Source organism: Mycobacterium sp., from assembly GCF_032161845.1.
Taxonomy (GTDB): domain Bacteria; phylum Actinomycetota; class Actinomycetes; order Mycobacteriales; family Mycobacteriaceae; genus Mycobacterium.
Map to the genome: position 1 here is coordinate 1 of NZ_JAVRQA010000499.1, position 14,549 is coordinate 14,549.

17 protein-coding genes and 1 pseudogene are annotated in these 14,549 nt (G+C 67.1%); 6 read left to right on the forward strand and 12 right to left on the reverse strand.

Annotated features, from left to right (window positions below; genetic code table 11):
- The 3 genes from QOD90_RS27480 to QOD90_RS27490 form a co-directional block, all read right to left on the reverse strand.
- On the reverse strand, positions 1 to 496 hold a 496-nt coding region (locus QOD90_RS27480), incomplete at its 3' end, for an indole-3-glycerol phosphate synthase TrpC (protein ID WP_526355038.1).
- A gap of 83 nt (positions 497 to 579) precedes the next feature.
- Positions 580 to 1,185, reverse strand: a complete 606-nt coding sequence (locus QOD90_RS27485; protein WP_526355040.1) for a TIGR02234 family membrane protein — start codon at positions 1,183 to 1,185, stop codon at positions 580 to 582.
- On the reverse strand, positions 1,182 to 2,699 hold the full coding sequence (locus tag QOD90_RS27490; RefSeq protein ID WP_526355062.1) for an anthranilate synthase component I: 1,518 nt from the start codon (positions 2,697 to 2,699) through the stop codon (positions 1,182 to 1,184). Before QOD90_RS27490 ends, QOD90_RS27485 begins: the two co-directional genes overlap by 4 nt.
- A gap of 69 nt (positions 2,700 to 2,768) precedes the next feature.
- Here QOD90_RS27490 and QOD90_RS27495 point away from each other — a divergent pair, with 69 nt between their 5' ends.
- From QOD90_RS27495 to QOD90_RS27505, 3 genes are read left to right on the forward strand one after another with little or no spacing between them, the layout of a single operon-like run.
- Positions 2,769 to 3,224 carry a peroxiredoxin gene (locus QOD90_RS27495; RefSeq protein ID WP_526355064.1) on the forward strand — a complete coding sequence of 152 codons (456 nt, stop codon included), beginning with the start codon at positions 2,769 to 2,771 and terminating at the stop codon, positions 3,222 to 3,224.
- Positions 3,221 to 4,018, forward strand: a complete 798-nt coding sequence (locus QOD90_RS27500; RefSeq protein ID WP_526355042.1) for an ABC transporter ATP-binding protein — start codon at positions 3,221 to 3,223, stop codon at positions 4,016 to 4,018. Before QOD90_RS27495 ends, QOD90_RS27500 begins: the two co-directional genes overlap by 4 nt.
- A gap of 5 nt (positions 4,019 to 4,023) precedes the next feature.
- The gene (locus tag QOD90_RS27505; RefSeq protein ID WP_526355044.1) at positions 4,024 to 4,656 is read left to right on the forward strand and encodes a flavin reductase family protein; all 633 of its coding nucleotides are present in this window, start codon (positions 4,024 to 4,026) and stop codon (positions 4,654 to 4,656) included.
- Between the two features lie 4 nt (positions 4,657 to 4,660).
- On the opposite strand, the gene hisI is transcribed toward QOD90_RS27505, so the two are convergent.
- The 8 genes from hisI to hisD form a co-directional block, all read right to left on the reverse strand.
- Positions 4,661 to 5,002 (reverse strand): phosphoribosyl-AMP cyclohydrolase, encoded by a 342-nt coding sequence (gene hisI / locus QOD90_RS27510; protein ID WP_526355066.1) that lies wholly within the window; start codon positions 5,000 to 5,002, stop codon positions 4,661 to 4,663.
- 8 nt (positions 5,003 to 5,010) lie between these two features.
- Complete coding sequence (gene hisF, locus QOD90_RS27515) at positions 5,011 to 5,784, reverse strand: imidazole glycerol phosphate synthase subunit HisF (protein WP_526355046.1); 774 nt, start codon at positions 5,782 to 5,784, stop codon at positions 5,011 to 5,013.
- A gap of 2 nt (positions 5,785 to 5,786) precedes the next feature.
- Entirely contained in the window at positions 5,787 to 6,602 is an 816-nt protein-coding gene (locus QOD90_RS27520; protein WP_526355048.1) for an inositol monophosphatase family protein, read from the reverse strand.
- A 6-nt stretch (positions 6,603 to 6,608) separates the two neighbouring features.
- Positions 6,609 to 7,337: a bifunctional 1-(5-phosphoribosyl)-5-((5-phosphoribosylamino)methylideneamino)imidazole-4-carboxamide isomerase/phosphoribosylanthranilate isomerase PriA gene (gene priA / locus QOD90_RS27525; protein ID WP_526355068.1), complete on the reverse strand. Its 729-nt coding sequence runs from the start codon at positions 7,335 to 7,337 to the stop codon at positions 6,609 to 6,611.
- A gap of 61 nt (positions 7,338 to 7,398) precedes the next feature.
- On the reverse strand, positions 7,399 to 8,022 hold the full coding sequence (gene hisH / locus QOD90_RS27530; protein WP_526355050.1) for an imidazole glycerol phosphate synthase subunit HisH: 624 nt from the start codon (positions 8,020 to 8,022) through the stop codon (positions 7,399 to 7,401).
- On the reverse strand, positions 8,019 to 8,639 hold the full coding sequence (gene hisB, locus QOD90_RS27535) for an imidazoleglycerol-phosphate dehydratase HisB (protein WP_526355052.1): 621 nt from the start codon (positions 8,637 to 8,639) through the stop codon (positions 8,019 to 8,021). The genes hisH and hisB overlap by 4 nt, the downstream gene beginning before the upstream one ends.
- A complete protein-coding gene (locus tag QOD90_RS27540) occupies positions 8,636 to 9,793 on the reverse strand; it encodes a histidinol-phosphate transaminase (protein ID WP_526355054.1) in 1,158 nt (385 codons plus the stop codon). Before QOD90_RS27540 ends, hisB begins: the two co-directional genes overlap by 4 nt.
- Positions 9,790 to 11,106: a histidinol dehydrogenase gene (gene hisD / locus QOD90_RS27545; RefSeq protein WP_526355070.1), complete on the reverse strand. Its 1,317-nt coding sequence runs from the start codon at positions 11,104 to 11,106 to the stop codon at positions 9,790 to 9,792. Before hisD ends, QOD90_RS27540 begins: the two co-directional genes overlap by 4 nt.
- Before the next feature lie 67 nt (positions 11,107 to 11,173).
- Here hisD and QOD90_RS27550 point away from each other — a divergent pair, with 67 nt between their 5' ends.
- Positions 11,174 to 11,596, forward strand: coding sequence for a nitroreductase family deazaflavin-dependent oxidoreductase (locus QOD90_RS27550; protein ID WP_526355056.1), 423 nt, complete (start codon positions 11,174 to 11,176; stop codon positions 11,594 to 11,596).
- Positions 11,597 to 11,606: 10 nt separating this feature from the next.
- Positions 11,607 to 12,242 (forward strand): LysE family translocator, encoded by a 636-nt coding sequence (locus QOD90_RS27555; protein WP_526355058.1) that lies wholly within the window; start codon positions 11,607 to 11,609, stop codon positions 12,240 to 12,242.
- A 48-nt stretch (positions 12,243 to 12,290) separates the two neighbouring features.
- On the opposite strand, the gene QOD90_RS27560 is transcribed toward QOD90_RS27555, so the two are convergent.
- Complete coding sequence (locus QOD90_RS27560; RefSeq protein ID WP_526355060.1) at positions 12,291 to 12,830, reverse strand: hypothetical protein; 540 nt, start codon at positions 12,828 to 12,830, stop codon at positions 12,291 to 12,293.
- Between the two features lie 452 nt (positions 12,831 to 13,282).
- Here QOD90_RS27560 and QOD90_RS27565 point away from each other — a divergent pair.
- Positions 13,283 to 14,549, forward strand: a pseudogene (locus QOD90_RS27565) (PE family protein); the annotation flags it as partial.

Below are 14,549 nucleotides of genomic sequence, written 5' to 3' on the forward strand. Positions count from 1 at the left end.
GTGCGGTCATGCCAAGCGATTCCGTGCGATCGATCATCGACACCAACGCGGACTGCTCCAGCGCCGCGACGATCAGCAGCACCATGTCCGCGCCGTGGGCGCGAGCCTCGTGGATCTGGTACGGGCCGACGATGAAGTCCTTGCGCAGCACGGGAATCGTGACCGCTGCCCGCACGGCGTCGAGATCGTCGAGCGAGCCGTTGAACCGACGCTGCTCGGTGAGGACGCTGATGATCCTGGCTCCGCCGGCTTGGTAGGCACGGGCCAACTCTGCGGGGTCCGAGATGGTGGCCAGCTCGCCACGCGACGGACTGGCGCGCTTGACCTCTGCGATGACGCCGATGCCGTCGGCGCGCAGCGCAGCCAGCACGTCCAGCGCGGGCCGGGCGTCCTTGGCCCTCTGCTTGATGTCGGTCAAGCTGACGACGGCCTCGCGGGCGGCGACGTCGGCTCGAACTCCCTCGATGATCGAGTCGAGCACGGTCCCCGAACTCATCAGCCGTCGCTCTCCTTCGTGCCCTCTGGAAGTGCCCAGATGAACTTTCCATCGAAGGGTAGTCGCCAGCGCCGCACGGGCTATCACCGCCCCTCGTTGTCCGAAGTCGTCGGGTCGCGCCCCTCATCGAGGGCATCCCAGATCATCCGCTCGGACATTCCGTCACCGGCGCTTTCCTGCCGCGCGGCCTCGCGCTTTGCCGCAGGTGCCAGGTACTTCCCCGTGGCCTTCTCGGCTGCCGGTCCGGCCTTCGCCGCCGACCGCACCAGCAGGACTGCGCCGGCCAGCGCGCACACGGCGGCCACCAGCGTCAGCCCTGCGCCCCAGTAGTGGCGCTGGGTGCCGATCAGCGCGGTCACCGGGATCTGCGCGAGGTCCGCCGCACGGACCGCGACGTCGCGGATGACCCACAGCCCAACGCCGAGATAGCCCATCCCGACCGTCGCGACGGCGACCAGGACGCCGACGAGTCGCAGAACCCAGCCGCGCACCGCCAAGGCGGCCACCGCCGCGGCCAGTGCGACGAGCGCCAGCGGCACCAGCGCCGTCGACCAGGTCGCGCCGTTCAGCGTCGTCGCCTTCGGCTGTCCGAGGCCATCGAACGAGGTGACGTCCACCCAGGGCATCCGTGATGCCACCCACAGCGCCAACCCGGTGAGCACCAGGAGCAGCTGTGCGACGCGGGTCATGGCTCCCCCAGCGTTTCTGCGGCCGCGATCGCACTGAGCACCGCACGCGCCTTGCTCGCCGCCTCGTTGAACTCGTATGGGCCGTTCGAGTCGGCGACTACACCTCCGCCGGCCTGCACGTATGCCGTGCCGTCACGCATCAGCGCCGTCCTGATGGCGATGGCGAAGTCGGCATTTCCCGCGAAATCGAGGTATCCGAGAACACCGCCGTACAGACCGCGGCGCGTCTTCTCGACCTCTTCGATGAGTTCCATCGCGCGCACCTTCGGGGCTCCCGAAAGCGTTCCGGCCGGAAAGCAGGCCGTGACCGCATCGAGGGCGGTCTTGCCCTCGGCCAAGTGGCCCGTCACCGTCGACACCAGGTGCATGACGTGGCTGTAGCGCTCGATGTGGCTGTAGTCCTCGACGCGCACCGTACCGGGGATGCAGACCCGTCCGAGATCATTGCGGCCGAGATCGACCAACATCAGGTGCTCGGCCCGCTCCTTCTCGTCGGACAGGAGTTCCTTCTCAAGCAGAACGTCGTCCTCCTCGGTCGCGCCCCGCCAACGGGTACCCGCGATCGGATGGGTCGTCGCCTTGCCGTCGGTGACGGTGACCAGGGCCTCCGGACTCGATCCGACGATCGAAAAGTCAAGCTCCCCAGCGTCATTCGGAACGTTCAAGAGATACATGTACGGGCTCGGGTTGGTCACCCGCAGCATTCGGTAGACGTCGATGGGATCGGCGGGTGTGTCCATCTCGAAACGCTGAGACGGCACCACCTGAAATGCTTCACCCGCTTCGATGTCGCCGACGAGCCGGTCCACGATCGCCGTGTACTCCTCGACGGTGCGCTGGGACCGGTGCACCGGCGCAGGCCTGCTGAACGTCGCCACCGCCGACACCAATGGCTCGCCCAACGCCGCCGTCATGACATCCACTCGGGCCAGCGCGTCGTCGTAGGCCCAGTCCACCCGCTCGTCGGTGCCATTCCAGTTCACCGCGTTGGCGATCAAGGTGATGGTGCCCTCGTGATGGTCGACGGCGGCGATGTCGGTGGCGAGCAGCAGCAGCATGTCGGGTAGCTGCAGATCGTCGACCGCGAGTTCGGGCAGCCGTTCCAGCCTGCGCACCATGTCGTAGGCGAAGAACCCGACGAGGCCACTGGACAGAGGCGGCAGCCCGGGCACCGTCGCCGTGGACAGCAGGTCCAGCGTGGCCCGCAGTGCAGCCAGCGGATCACCGCCGCTCGGCGCATCCTGCGGCGTGACGCCGAGCCACACCGCCTCGTCGTCACGCACCGTGAGTGCGGACGGGGCTCCCGCGCCGATGAACGACCACCGCGACCAGGACCGGCCGTTCTCCGCGGATTCGAGCAGGAACGTCCCTGGCCGGTTGGCGGCGAGCTTGCGGTACGCCGACAGCGGCGTCTCGCTGTCCGCGAGCACCTTTCGCGTTACGGGAACCACTCGGTGCTCGGCGGCCAGCGCCCGGAAGTCCTCGCGTGAGGTGGTGACGGCGAGGTCTCCTATTGCTTGCACGGGACAATCCTCCCAGACGGCCTCGAGATGGCGGGCGTAGCGTAGGCGCCCGTGACACCTATCAAGCAGGGTGACCGGGTTGCCGAGTTCGAACTCCCCGATCAGACCGGCACTGTCCGGAGTCTGACGAGCTTGCTCGCAGACGGCCCGATCGTGCTGTTCTTCTATCCGGCGGCCATGACGCCCGGTTGCACCAAGGAGGCGTGCCACTTCCGCGATCTCGCGTCGGAGTTCGCCTCGGTCGGGGCGAACCGCGTCGGAATCTCGACAGATGCGGTGGACAAGCAGGCGAAGTTCGCCGAGATGCAGAAGTTCGACTATCCGCTGCTTTCCGACGCCGACGGCACGGTGGCCACACAGTTCGGAGTCAAGCGTGGACTGCTCGGCAAGCTGATGCCGGTCAAGCGGACCACCTTCGTCATCGATACCGACCGCACCGTGCTCGACGTCATCGCCAGTGAGCTCAGCATGGACAGTCACGCCGACAAGGCGCTCGAGGTGCTGCGCGCCAAGTGAAACCCGTTCTGCAGCTTGACGATGTGACCTTCCGTCGCGACGGCAAGCAGATCATCGATGGCATCTCGCTGACCGTCAACGAAGGTGAGCACTGGGCACTCCTTGGCCCCAACGGGGCAGGCAAGAGCACGCTGCTCGGCTTCTGCGGCGCCGTCACCTTTCCCAGTTCCGGCAGCGTTCGGGTGCTCGGCGAACAGATGGGCCGGACCGACCTCGCGGCGCTTCGTCGCTCGATCGGTCACGTCAACCCGCGCCATCGCCTGCAATACCCGCGGACCGTGCGTGAGGTGGTGCTGACGGGCATCTCGGGCACCAACGACCTGCCACTGCGTTGGACGCCAAGCGCCGACGACCTCAGCCGCGCCGACGTCATGATCGAAACCGTCGGGCTGACTCGAATCGCCGACAGCGTGTGGCCAACGCTGTCCCAAGGCGAGCGGGGCCGCACTCTGATTGCGCGGGCGCTGATCTCGGGTCCACGTCTGCTTCTGCTCGACGAGCCGTCGACCGGCCTCGACGTCGCCGCCCGCGAGCAACTCTTGGAGACCATCGACTCACTCGGCGACGCCCATCCCGACGTCGCGTCGATACTGGTCACACACCACCTCGAGGAACTCCCGAGTACGACGACCCACGCGCTGCTGATCGCCGAGGGACGAACCGTGGCGAGTGGAACGGCACTGGAGACCGTCAACACCGAGAACGTCACTGCGGCGTTCTCGCACCCGGTTCAAGTGGGATACCACGACGGTCGCTGGACCGCGCGGGCCAAGGCGACCCGGATGGACGTCTGACGCGGATGGCCGGCCACGACGCCCACCACTATCGGGTGGCTGACGGTACGGGGCTCCCCCACGACCCGCTCAACGCCATCGTCGGACCGCGTCCGATCGGTTGGATCTCCTCGCTGAGCGCCACCGGCGTGCCGAACCTCGCGCCGTACAGCTTCTTCAACGCGTTCAACTATCGGCCGCCGCTGATCGGCTTCTCGTCCGTCGGGTGGAAGGACAGCGTCGCCAACATCGAGGGCAACGGCGAGTTCGTCTGGAACCTCGCCACCCGGCCACTGGCCGAGGCGATGAACGAGACGTCGGCGTCGATCCCCACCGGGGAAGACGAGTTCGTCCGCGGCGGGCTCACACCGGTGCCATCGACGTTGATCGCCCCACCTCGGGTGCTCGAGAGCCCGGTCAACTTCGAATGCCAACTGACACAGCTGATTCAACTCCGCGACCTCGATGGCGCCGACGTCTCCGCTTGGCTGGTCATCGGCCAGGTCGTCGCCGTTCACATCGACAAGCACCTTCTGGTCGACGGGGTGTACGACACAGCGGCCGCCCATCCCATCCTGCGCGCCGGCGGACCCACCGCCTACGCCGAGATCGGCCCCGAGTCGATGTTCGGGATGACGCGGCCCGACGACCGCCGGTAGGGCGTCAGCCCTCGGGGGCCAGGATCTCGTCGGCGTCGAAGCAGGTGTGGTCACCGGTGTGGCACGCGGCCCCGACCTGGTCGACCTCCAGTAGCACGGTGTCGCCGTCGCAATCCAGCCGCACCGAATGCACGTGCTGCGTGTGACCCGACGTCTCGCCCTTCACCCATTGCTCGCCACGCGAGCGCGAGTAGTAGGTCGCCCTGCGGGTCGCCAGCGTGTGGGCCAGCGCGTCGTCGTTCATCCACGCCACCATCAGCACCTGGCCGGTGCCGCGCTCCTGCGCGACGGCGACGAACAGGCCGTTCGCGTCGCGCTTCAGTCGGCTGGCGATCGATCCGTCCAGTTGTTCCGTCACCTCACCACGATCCCTTCCGCCGCCATCGCCGCCTTCACCTGCCCGATGGTGAGCTCCTTGAAGTGAAAGATGGTGGCCGCCAACACCGCATCGGCCCCGGCCTGCACCGCTGGCGCGAAGTGGTCCACCGCGCCCGCGCCACCGCTGGCGATCACCGGGACCGTCACCGCCGCGCGCACCGCCCGGAGCATCCGTAGGTCGAAACCGGCCTTGGTGCCGTCGGCGTCCATCGAGTTGAGCAGGATCTCGCCGACACCGAGTTCCGCGCCGCGGCGCGCCCACTCAATGGCGTCGATAGCCGTACCGCGCCGTCCGCCGTGAGTGGTGACCTCCCAGCCCGACGGCGTCGGCTCCGACCCGTCTGGCACGGTCCGGGCGTCGACGGAGAGCACGATGCACTGCGACCCGAATTGCCGTGACAGTTCAGCGAGGAGTTCGGGGCGCGCGATGGCCGCGGTGTTGACCGACACCTTGTCGGCGCCCGCCCGCAGCAGGGTGTCGACGTCGGCGACCGACCGCACGCCGCCGCCGACGGTGAGCGGAATGAAAACCTGCTCGGCCGTACGGCGCACGACCTCGAGCATCGTCGAGCGACCCGATGACGACGCCGTCACGTCGAGGAAGGTCAGCTCGTCGGCACCCTCGGCGTCGTAGGCCGCCGCCAACTCGACGGGATCACCTGCATCCCTGAGGTTCTCGAAGTTGACCCCCTTGACCACCCGGCCGTCATCGACGTCAAGGCACGGGATCACGCGGACGGCGACACCCATGTTCAGTACTCTCCTGGTGAGCCGACCGACGCCGCGATCTCGAGGATCTGCGCGTGCACGCGGGGTTCACCGGCCAACGCCGAACGCGACGTCGGCGTCCACTCGTTGCCTTCGAGGTCGGTGACGACTCCCCCGGCTGCGCGGACCAGTGCCACTCCCGCGGCATGATCCCACACGTGGTGGCCGAAGCTGATGGCCCCGCCGAGCACACCCGCAGCGGTGTAGGCGAGGTCGATCCCGGTAGAACCATGCATCCGGATCCTCGAACAGCGGCGGCTCAACTGCTCGAGGGTCGCCACCCGGTAGCGGCCGGGAAACACGCCGCGCGAATCGATGTTGAAGGTCCCAACGCCGACGATCGACTCGCTCAAGTCGGCTGCCTTGAGCGCAGGCTGGGCAATTCCATTGGCGTACAACGGACCGCCCTCGATGGCCGTGTAACGCACATCGGTGAACGGCAGCCACGTGAGTCCGGCGACCGGTACCCCGTCGCGCAGCAAGCCGAGCAGGATCGCGGCCGTCGGCAGGCCCGCGGCATAGTTGAAGGTGCCGTCGATGGGATCGAGGATCCACACCAGGTGCGAATCGATCGGGGCGCCACCGAATTCCTCACCGTGCACCCCGATTCCGGTGGCGTCTTCGAGCGCCTGGACCACTTGGCGTTCGATCGCAAGGTCGACCTCGGTGGCGAAGTCGTTGCCCTTCTTCTGTACCGCTGACTGTGCGCGATGGCCGGCAACGAATGGCTTGGCAGCCGCATCGAGGATGACCGTGGCCTCGGCGACGAGCCCAGCGAGCTCAGCGTCGTCCAACGCCATCCCGGTCTACCGACTCACCGCGGCGAGGGCTTCGGGAAGGGTGAATCGTCCTGCGTACAGCGCCTTCCCGACGATGGCACCTTCGACGCCGACGCCGGTCAGGGTCGCGATGGCGCGCAGATCATCGAGGCTGGACACCCCACCCGAGGCGATGACGGGCGCGTCGGTGCGTTCGGCGACACCGGCAAGCAGTTCGAGATTCGGACCGTTGAGGGTGCCGTCCTTCGTGACGTCGGTGACGACGAACCGCGAGCAGCCTTCCGCATCGAGTCGTTCCAGCACCGGCCACAGGTCTCCACCGTCGGTCTCCCAACCGCGCCCACGCAGCCGGTATCGACCGTCTTCGAGCTTGACGTCGAGACCAACGGCGATCTTGTCGCCATGCTCGGACATCACCCGTGCGCACCACTGCGGATTCTCCAGCGCCGCGGTACCGAGGTTGACCCTGGCGCACCCCGCATCGAGTGCGGCGGCCAACGACTCGTCGTCACGGATGCCACCCGAGAGCTCGACGGCGACCTCGAGCTTTCCGATCACTTCAGCGAGCAGCTCGCGGTTGGACCCGCGACCGAAGGCCGCGTCGAGGTCTACGAGATGAATCCACTCGGCGCCGTCGGTCTGCCATTGCATCGCGGCGTCGAGTGCGGAGCCGTAGTCGGTTTCACTGCCAGCCACCCCCTGAACCAGGCGGACGGCCTTGCCGTCGACCACGTCGACCGCAGGCAGCAGGATCAATCTCTTTTCGGCTGGCACGCCAGTCCCTCTTTCCCTAGTCGCTTCGCTCCTGCCCGCCGAATCACGATGAGAGCCCCTCGACCCAATTGGCGAGCAGCGTCGCGCCGGCGTCGCCACTCTTCTCCGGATGAAACTGTGTGGCGCACAGGGCGCCGTCCTCCACTGCCGCCAGGAACGGCACGTGGTGCGTCGCCCACGTCAGCAACGCGTCGGCGTCACCCTCCCACTGCTGGGCGGCGTAGGAATGCACGAAGTAGAAGCGGGTATCGGCGTCGAGACCCTTGAAGAGCACGCTGCCCGGTGCCGCGTCGACCACGTTCCAGCCCATGTGCGGGATCACCGGGGCATCCAGCCGCACGACAGATCCCGGCCACTGACCGCAACCGACGCTTTCCACGCCGAATTCGACGCCGCGGCTGAAGAGGATCTGCATGCCGACGCAGATACCAAGGACGGGATGCCCCTTGGCCAGTCGCTCGGCGACGATCTTCTCGCCGCTCACCGCACGCAGGCCCGTCATGCACGCCTCGTAGGCACCGACGCCGGGAACCACCAGACCATCCGCGGCCGCCGCGGCAGCGGGGTCCGCCGTCACCTCGACCTGCGCGCCGACCCGCTCCAGAGCACGCTGAGCCGAGCGCAGGTTGCCCGAGCCGTAATCGAGGACAACGACTTTCGCCGTCACAAACTGCCCTTCGTCGACGGCACGCCGGATACCCGCGGATCAGGCTCGACGGCTTGGCGCAGCGCGCGGGCCACCGCCTTGTACTGCGCCTCGGTGATGTGGTGCGGATCGCGGCCGTAGAGCGTGCGAACGTGCAGTGCGATCCTTGCGTTCATCGCCAACGACTCGAAGACGTGTCGGTTGATGACCGTGTGATAGGGCACCGAGCTGCCCGCAATGGTGCTGTGCAGCATGTGATCCGGTTCGCCGGTGTGCACGCAGTACGGCCGGCCCGACACGTCGACGGAGGCATGGGCCAGCGTCTCGTCCATCGGGATGAAGGCATCGCCGAATCGGCGGATACCCCTCTTGTCGCCGAGCGCTTCGGCGAGGGCCTGACCGAGCACGATTGCGGTGTCCTCGACCGTGTGATGCGCCTCGATGTCGACGTCACCCTCGGCGTGGACAGTCAAGTCGAAGCTGGCGTGGCTGCCCAGCGACGTCAACATGTGGTCGTAGAAGGGCACGCCGGTGCTGATGTCCGTGATGCCGGTGCCATCGAGGTCGAGCTCGACGACGATGTCGGATTCCTTGGTCTTGCGTTCGACGCGGGCGCGACGGGTCACCGGGGTGGTCATGGAGCTCCTACTGGGCTGCTGTGGTCGGCTGTGCCGTTGATGGACGAGGTGAGTTCGGATTCGGCCAGTTCGGCGCTCGTGTCGAGCAGCACGTCGTTCTCGGCGGCGAGACCGGTGGTGGCGCGTAGGAAGCCAGGGATGCCGACGTCCCTGATGAGCACGCCTGCGTCCAGATAGCGTTGCCACGCCCTCGGCGCGTCAGCGAAGTCACCGAACAAGATGAAGTTGGCGTCGCTGGGAATGACGCGGAACCCCAGGCCCGTCAGGGCTTTCGATACTCGATTGCGTTCGGCGATCAACTTGGCGACGCTGCCGAGCGTGTCATCGGCATGCCGCAGCGCAGCGCGCGCGGCCACCTGCGTGATCGAGGACAGGTGGTACGGCAGCCGGACCAGAAGCAACGCATCGACGACGGCGGGATCGGCGATGAGGTAGCCGAGGCGACCACCCGCGAATGCGAAGGCCTTGCTCATCGTGCGGGTGACGATCAGCGAGGCCGGGTAGTCCGCCAGCAACCGCACAGCGCTTGGTTGTGACGAGAACTCACCGTAGGCCTCGTCGACGATCACGATGCCAGGCGCGACGTCGAGCAGTCGGCGCAGGTCTTCGAGCGCAACACTCTGGCCCGACGGGTTGTTGGGACTGGCGAGGAACACGACGTCGGGCCGACGGTCGGTGATCGCGGCGACCGCGACGTCCACGTCGAGGCCGAAGTCATCGGAACGCTTCGCCTCCAGCCAGTCGGTCTGCGTGCCGTCCGAGATGATTGGATGCATCGAGTACGACGGGACGAAGCCGATCGCGCTGCGACCCGGTCCGCCGAAGGCCTGAAGCAGCTGCTGCAGAATCTCGTTGGAGCCGTTGGCCGCCCAGAGATTCGCAGTCGTCAGTTCGACACCGGTCTGCGCACTGAGGTAGGCAGCGAGATCGGTCCGCAGGGCCAGCGCGTCTCGGTCCGGGTACCTGTGCAGTTCGGACGCGGCGTCGCGCACCGAGTCGGCGACGTCGTCGACGAGCGCCTGAGTCGGCGGGTGCGGATTCTCATTCGTGTTGAGCCGCACCGGAACCGAGAGCTGAGGTGCGCCGTACGGCGACTTGCCGCGCAAGTTGTCTCGCAGCGGAAGATCGGCGAGCGTGATGTTGCTGGCGCTCATTGCTTCTCGAACCTCCGTCGGACTGCTTCGCCGTGGGCGGGCAGGTTCTCGGCCTGTGCCAAAGTGATGACGTATCCCGACACGTCCTTCAGAGCGGCCTCCGTGTAGTCGACGACGTGGATGCCGCGCAGGAACGTCTGCACCGACAGTCCACTGGAGTGCCGTGCGCATCCGGCGGTGGGCAGCACGTGGTTCGAACCAGCGCAGTAGTCACCGAGGCTGACCGGGGACCAGGGACCCACGAATATCGCACCGGCAGAACGTACTCGGGCCGCGATGGCCGCGGCGTCGACGGTCTGGATCTCCAGGTGCTCGGCCGCGTAGGCGTTGACCGTTCGTAGTCCGGCGTCGAGGTCGTCGACGAGCACGATGGCCGATTGGCGGCCCGTGAGTGCAGCGGTCACACGTTCCCGGTGCACGGTGGTCTTCAGTTGTGCGGCGACCTCGGCGTCGGTAGCGTCCGCCAGCTCGGAGCTCGTCGTGACGAGAACCGATGCGGCCATCTCGTCGTGTTCGGCCTGGCTGATCAAATCGGCGGCGAGGTGGCCGGGATCGGCGGAGTGGTCGGCGAGGATGGCGATCTCCGTCGGGCCAGCCTCGGCATCGATGCCAACCTGCGAGCGGCAGATCCGCTTGGCGGCGGTGACGTAGATGTTTCCGGGTCCGGTGATCATGTCGACCGGCGCGAGCTCGGTGCCATCGGTGTCGGTGCCGCCGTGCGCGAGCAGCGCGACGGCCTGCGCACCGCCGACGGCCCACACCTCTTCGACGCCGAGCATGCGGGCGGCGGCCAGGATCGTCGGGTGCGGAAGTCCGCCGAATTCGGCCTGCGGCGGGCTCGCGATCACCAAGGAGTCCACTCCCGCGATCTGTGCGGGCACCACGTTCATCACGACGCTCGACGGGTAGACGGCGTTGCCGCCGGGGACGTAGAGGCCGACGCGTTCCACGGGTACCCACCGCTCGGTCACCGTCGCACCTGGTGCCAGCGTCGTCGTGTTGTCGGTGCGCCTCTGGTCGGCGTGCACGGCACGCGTCCGTTCGATCGCGACCTCGAGGGCGGCGCGGACGCTGGGATCTAGCTCGGCGAGTGCCTCGTCGAGGCGGGCCACGGCGACCCGGACGCTGTCCGGGCGCACTCCGTCGAACGTCTCGCCGTACTCGAGGGCCGCCTGGGCGCCGCGCTCGATGACCGCATCGACGATCGGGCGCACCTTCGGCACCACCGCGTCGACGTCGACTCCGCCGCGCGGCAGCACGGCACGCAGCCGCGCGGCGGACAGCTGCTCGCCCCGCAGGTCGATGCGGGACATGAGCACGGACGAAGGATTCACACCGTCTATTGTCCCAGGCAGCACAAATCAGAATCCGGGAGCCGCCATGTCACCGTCAACATCACGCGAAGACCACCCCAACCACGCTCCTGGCGTGCCGATGATCATTCCGGTGTGGCTCGAGCGATTCCAGATCAAATACGTCAACCCGCTGATCCGGCCGTTGTCGAAGCGGATGCCGGGCTTCGCGGTGATCAAGCACCGCGGCCGCACCTCAGGCAAGGAGTACGAGACCATCGTCACGGCCTACCGCAAGGGCAGCGTGCTGGCGATCGGGTTGGTCCACGGCAAGACCAACTGGGTCAAGAACGTGCTGGCGGCGGGTGAGGCAGACATCCACGTCGGGCGCAAGGATCTGCACCTGGTCAACCCCCGCGTACTTCCGGCGGGCACGGTCGACACCACCCTCCCGCGCATCCCCCAGATGCTTGCCAAGCGTCAGGGCACCTTCGTCGCAGACGTCTCCTGAAGTCTCCGCCATGGCACTGGAGGTTTGGCTGGCGTTCGTCGGCGCCGCGATCTTGATCGCGCTGTCCCCCGGCGCAGGCGCGATTCAGTCGATGGCCACCGGCCTCAAACACGGGGTGCGGCGCGGCTACTGGAACATCCTCGGCATGGAGATCGGCCTGATGCTTCAGCTCACGCTCGTCGCCATCGGCGTCGGCGCGGCCGTCGCCAGCTCGATCACCGCCTTCCACGTGATCAAGTGGATCGGTGTGCTGTATCTCCTCTACCTCGCCGTGCGGCAATGGCGTTCGGTGAAGACGGATCTGCGCACCCAGATCGGAGCAGCGGTCGACGGTGGGCGGCTGTCACTCGCGGCAAGGGGCTTCCTCGTCAACGCGACGAACCCCAAGAGCCTGGTGTTCTTCCTTGCCGTGCTGCCGCAGTTCGTGGTCCCGACGGCGCCGTTGCTGCCGCAGTACCTCGCCGTCGGAGCGACCATGGTCGCCGTCGACCTCGTCGTGATGGGCCTCTACACCGGCTTGGCGGCGCGACTGGTCGAACGGCTGCACACGCCGCGTCAGCAGACCATCCTGAATCGGATCTTCTCGGGGTTGTTCGGCACCGCCGCCGTAGTGCTGTCGTTCATGCGCCGTGCCGCTACCACGTGACGGCGACGCGCCCATTCGAGCGGAGTCTCGAATGGGCGCATCGTGTTCTTACTGGCACAACCCAACAATGGTCGTGTTCAACGCATCGGCGTCGCGCAACCGCGCAGCCTGTGCAGGCTCGGAATTGACGACGCCCGCAGTGGCGGCGGCACCGATGTCCATCAAATTGTTGGCGAAGGATCGGACTGCATCCGCCAATTCCGGTGCCGTTGCCGGTGCGAGCCGCGCTAATAGGTATTGGCCGCCGTCATAAAGCGATACTCGAGCATTGGCAGCCACTGCCAGGGATCCAACGACATCGGCGCCGTCGGGCGCCTGCAGGTTGGTATTCAGCGTGACACCCTTTCGCACGGTATCGAACGCTGAACAGATCGTGGTTTTGCCCTCCGCCCGCTGGGCGTCGGTGTAAGCGACGCCGTCTCCTGCGGAGCTAACGTGCGGTGGAGGCCTTAGCAAAGCCCACGTCGCCAGACCGAGCGCAATCAAGGCAACAATGAAAACTGCCAAAAGCGGTGTACGGGAACCCACGCCGTCTCGTTGCCGATGGTCATGGCTCACGGACGGGTCAGGATCAGTGGGTTCCGGCATGGCGCCGATGTTATCGGCGATTCGCATCGCCTGCCCGCGTTTTTGCCAGTCGCGAGCTGGCCCGCTGCGCGAACTCCCTTATCGGCCAAACAAGCAAACGCAACGGTCTAGTGGCAACGCCCTCCGTGCCATCCCCGCCGCTACCCAGCGGAATGATTCCGTCAACGCATATATAAGTCTGCCAGCAACCTGTTACCTTGCTCACAGCTCCCGAGGAGCAAAACCGAGATTGCGCTTCTGAATGGCTCAAGATCGAATTTGGATTTGCGGGACGGTCGCGTTGACCAACGGGGCCGGTGAGTCGAACGGGACGTTCGAAGCAAGACCTGGTCTGTCGCAAAAGCGGCGCTGCTTTGGGGCGGTAGAAGCACATATCTGGACCCATATATCCAGATCTGGAGGGGATCGGCGAAGTGAATAAGGCTCCTACACCCAATAGGCATCGCGCCCAGGTGACAGCGCGCAGGCGGGCCGCAAAGCGGGCGGCCGGCACCGCGATCGTCGGCGCAGCGGTCACGGCGGGATTGGTCGGCGGTTTTGGCACCGGGACAGCAGCCGCAGCGCCCGCTCCGCCATGCCCGACGATCTTCTGCACTGCATTGACAGGCACTACCCAATTGACCATTGGCGGTCTCAATCAGGGGACAGTCGCCGTCATCGGTGGGACGCGAGCGGTCATTGGCCTGGGTGACGCGTTGACGGCGCCCCTTCTTGGCAATCCATTCACTCTGATCTTCACGGGTGGCCTCATAGGTAACGGATTCCTCCCTGGTCAAAACGGCGGTCTGCTGATCGGCAACGGTGCCCCCGGCCTATTGCCGGGCCAGAACGGCGGCAACGGTGGATTGCTGTTCGGCAGCGGTGGCAGCAGCCTCTTCGCCAACGGCGGTAGCGCTGGCCTCATTGGCAACGGCGGCAACGGCGGCATTCTCTCGGTCGGCGGTAACGGTGGCAATGGGGGCAACGGCGGACTGCTGTTCGGCGACGGCGGCGGCGGCGGCACCTCGTTGTTGGTCGGCACGGGCGGCCACGGTGGCAATGCCGGTCTGATCGGCGACGGCGGCAGCGGCGGGGCTGGCGGCTTGCTGGGCGGTGACGGTGGTACTGGCGGTAATAGCGGCATCGTGCTTGGCAACGCAGGCAACGGTGGTAGCGGCGGGGGCGCGGGATTGCTCGGTGGCAGTGGTGGCGATGGCGGCAACGCTGGACTGCTCGGCGCCGGCGGTAGCGGCGGCAACGGCGCACCCGACCTGCTTGGTGGCACCCACGACGGCGGCACCGGAGGCAATGGCGGATTAGTGGCGGGCGACGGTGGTGACGGCGGAAACGGTGCTGTGTCCGCATTTCTCGGTGGTACTGGTGGTGCTGGCGGCGGCGGCGGCAACTCCGGGTTGATCGGCAACAGCGGCGACGGCGGCAACGGCGGCAACGCGAGTGGATTCACGGCTACCGGAGGGGCCGGCGGCGACAGTGGCAACGCCGGCTTGGCCGGCAACAGCGGTAACGGCGGTACCGGCGGCAACGCCTCCGGTGGATTCGGCGCCGTTGGCGGTGACGGCGGCGACAGCGGTCCCGGTGGCGCCCTGGTGGGCACTGGCGGCAACGGCGGCAACGGCGGCAACAGTTCAGATGTCGGCTTCGGCAACGGCAGCGGCGGAACGGGCGGCTCCGGCGGCTCCGGCGGCGCCGTCGCCGGTAGTGGTGGCAACGGTGGAAACG

Bases quoted from the DNA above. Each gene is read 5' to 3' on its own strand.
- QOD90_RS27485 (WP_526355040.1), bottom strand. From the start codon at position 1,185: ATGACCCGCGTCGCACAGCTGCTCCTGGTGCTCACCGGGTTGGCGCTG.
- QOD90_RS27505 (WP_526355044.1), top strand. From the start codon at position 4,024: ATGGCCGGCCACGACGCCCACCACTATCGGGTGGCTGACGGTACGGGG.
- hisF (WP_526355046.1), bottom strand. From the start codon at position 5,784: ATGGGTGTCGCCGTCCGCGTGATCCCGTGCCTTGACGTCGATGACGGC.
- QOD90_RS27520 (WP_526355048.1), bottom strand. From the start codon at position 6,602: ATGGCGTTGGACGACGCTGAGCTCGCTGGGCTCGTCGCCGAGGCCACG.
- hisB (WP_526355052.1), bottom strand. From the start codon at position 8,639: ATGACCACCCCGGTGACCCGTCGCGCCCGCGTCGAACGCAAGACCAAG.
- QOD90_RS27540 (WP_526355054.1), bottom strand. From the start codon at position 9,793: ATGAGCGCCAGCAACATCACGCTCGCCGATCTTCCGCTGCGAGACAAC.
- hisD (WP_526355070.1), bottom strand. From the start codon at position 11,106: ATGTCCCGCATCGACCTGCGGGGCGAGCAGCTGTCCGCCGCGCGGCTG.
- QOD90_RS27550 (WP_526355056.1), top strand. From the start codon at position 11,174: ATGTCACCGTCAACATCACGCGAAGACCACCCCAACCACGCTCCTGGC.
- QOD90_RS27555 (WP_526355058.1), top strand. From the start codon at position 11,607: ATGGCACTGGAGGTTTGGCTGGCGTTCGTCGGCGCCGCGATCTTGATC.
- QOD90_RS27560 (WP_526355060.1), bottom strand. From the start codon at position 12,830: ATGCCGGAACCCACTGATCCTGACCCGTCCGTGAGCCATGACCATCGG.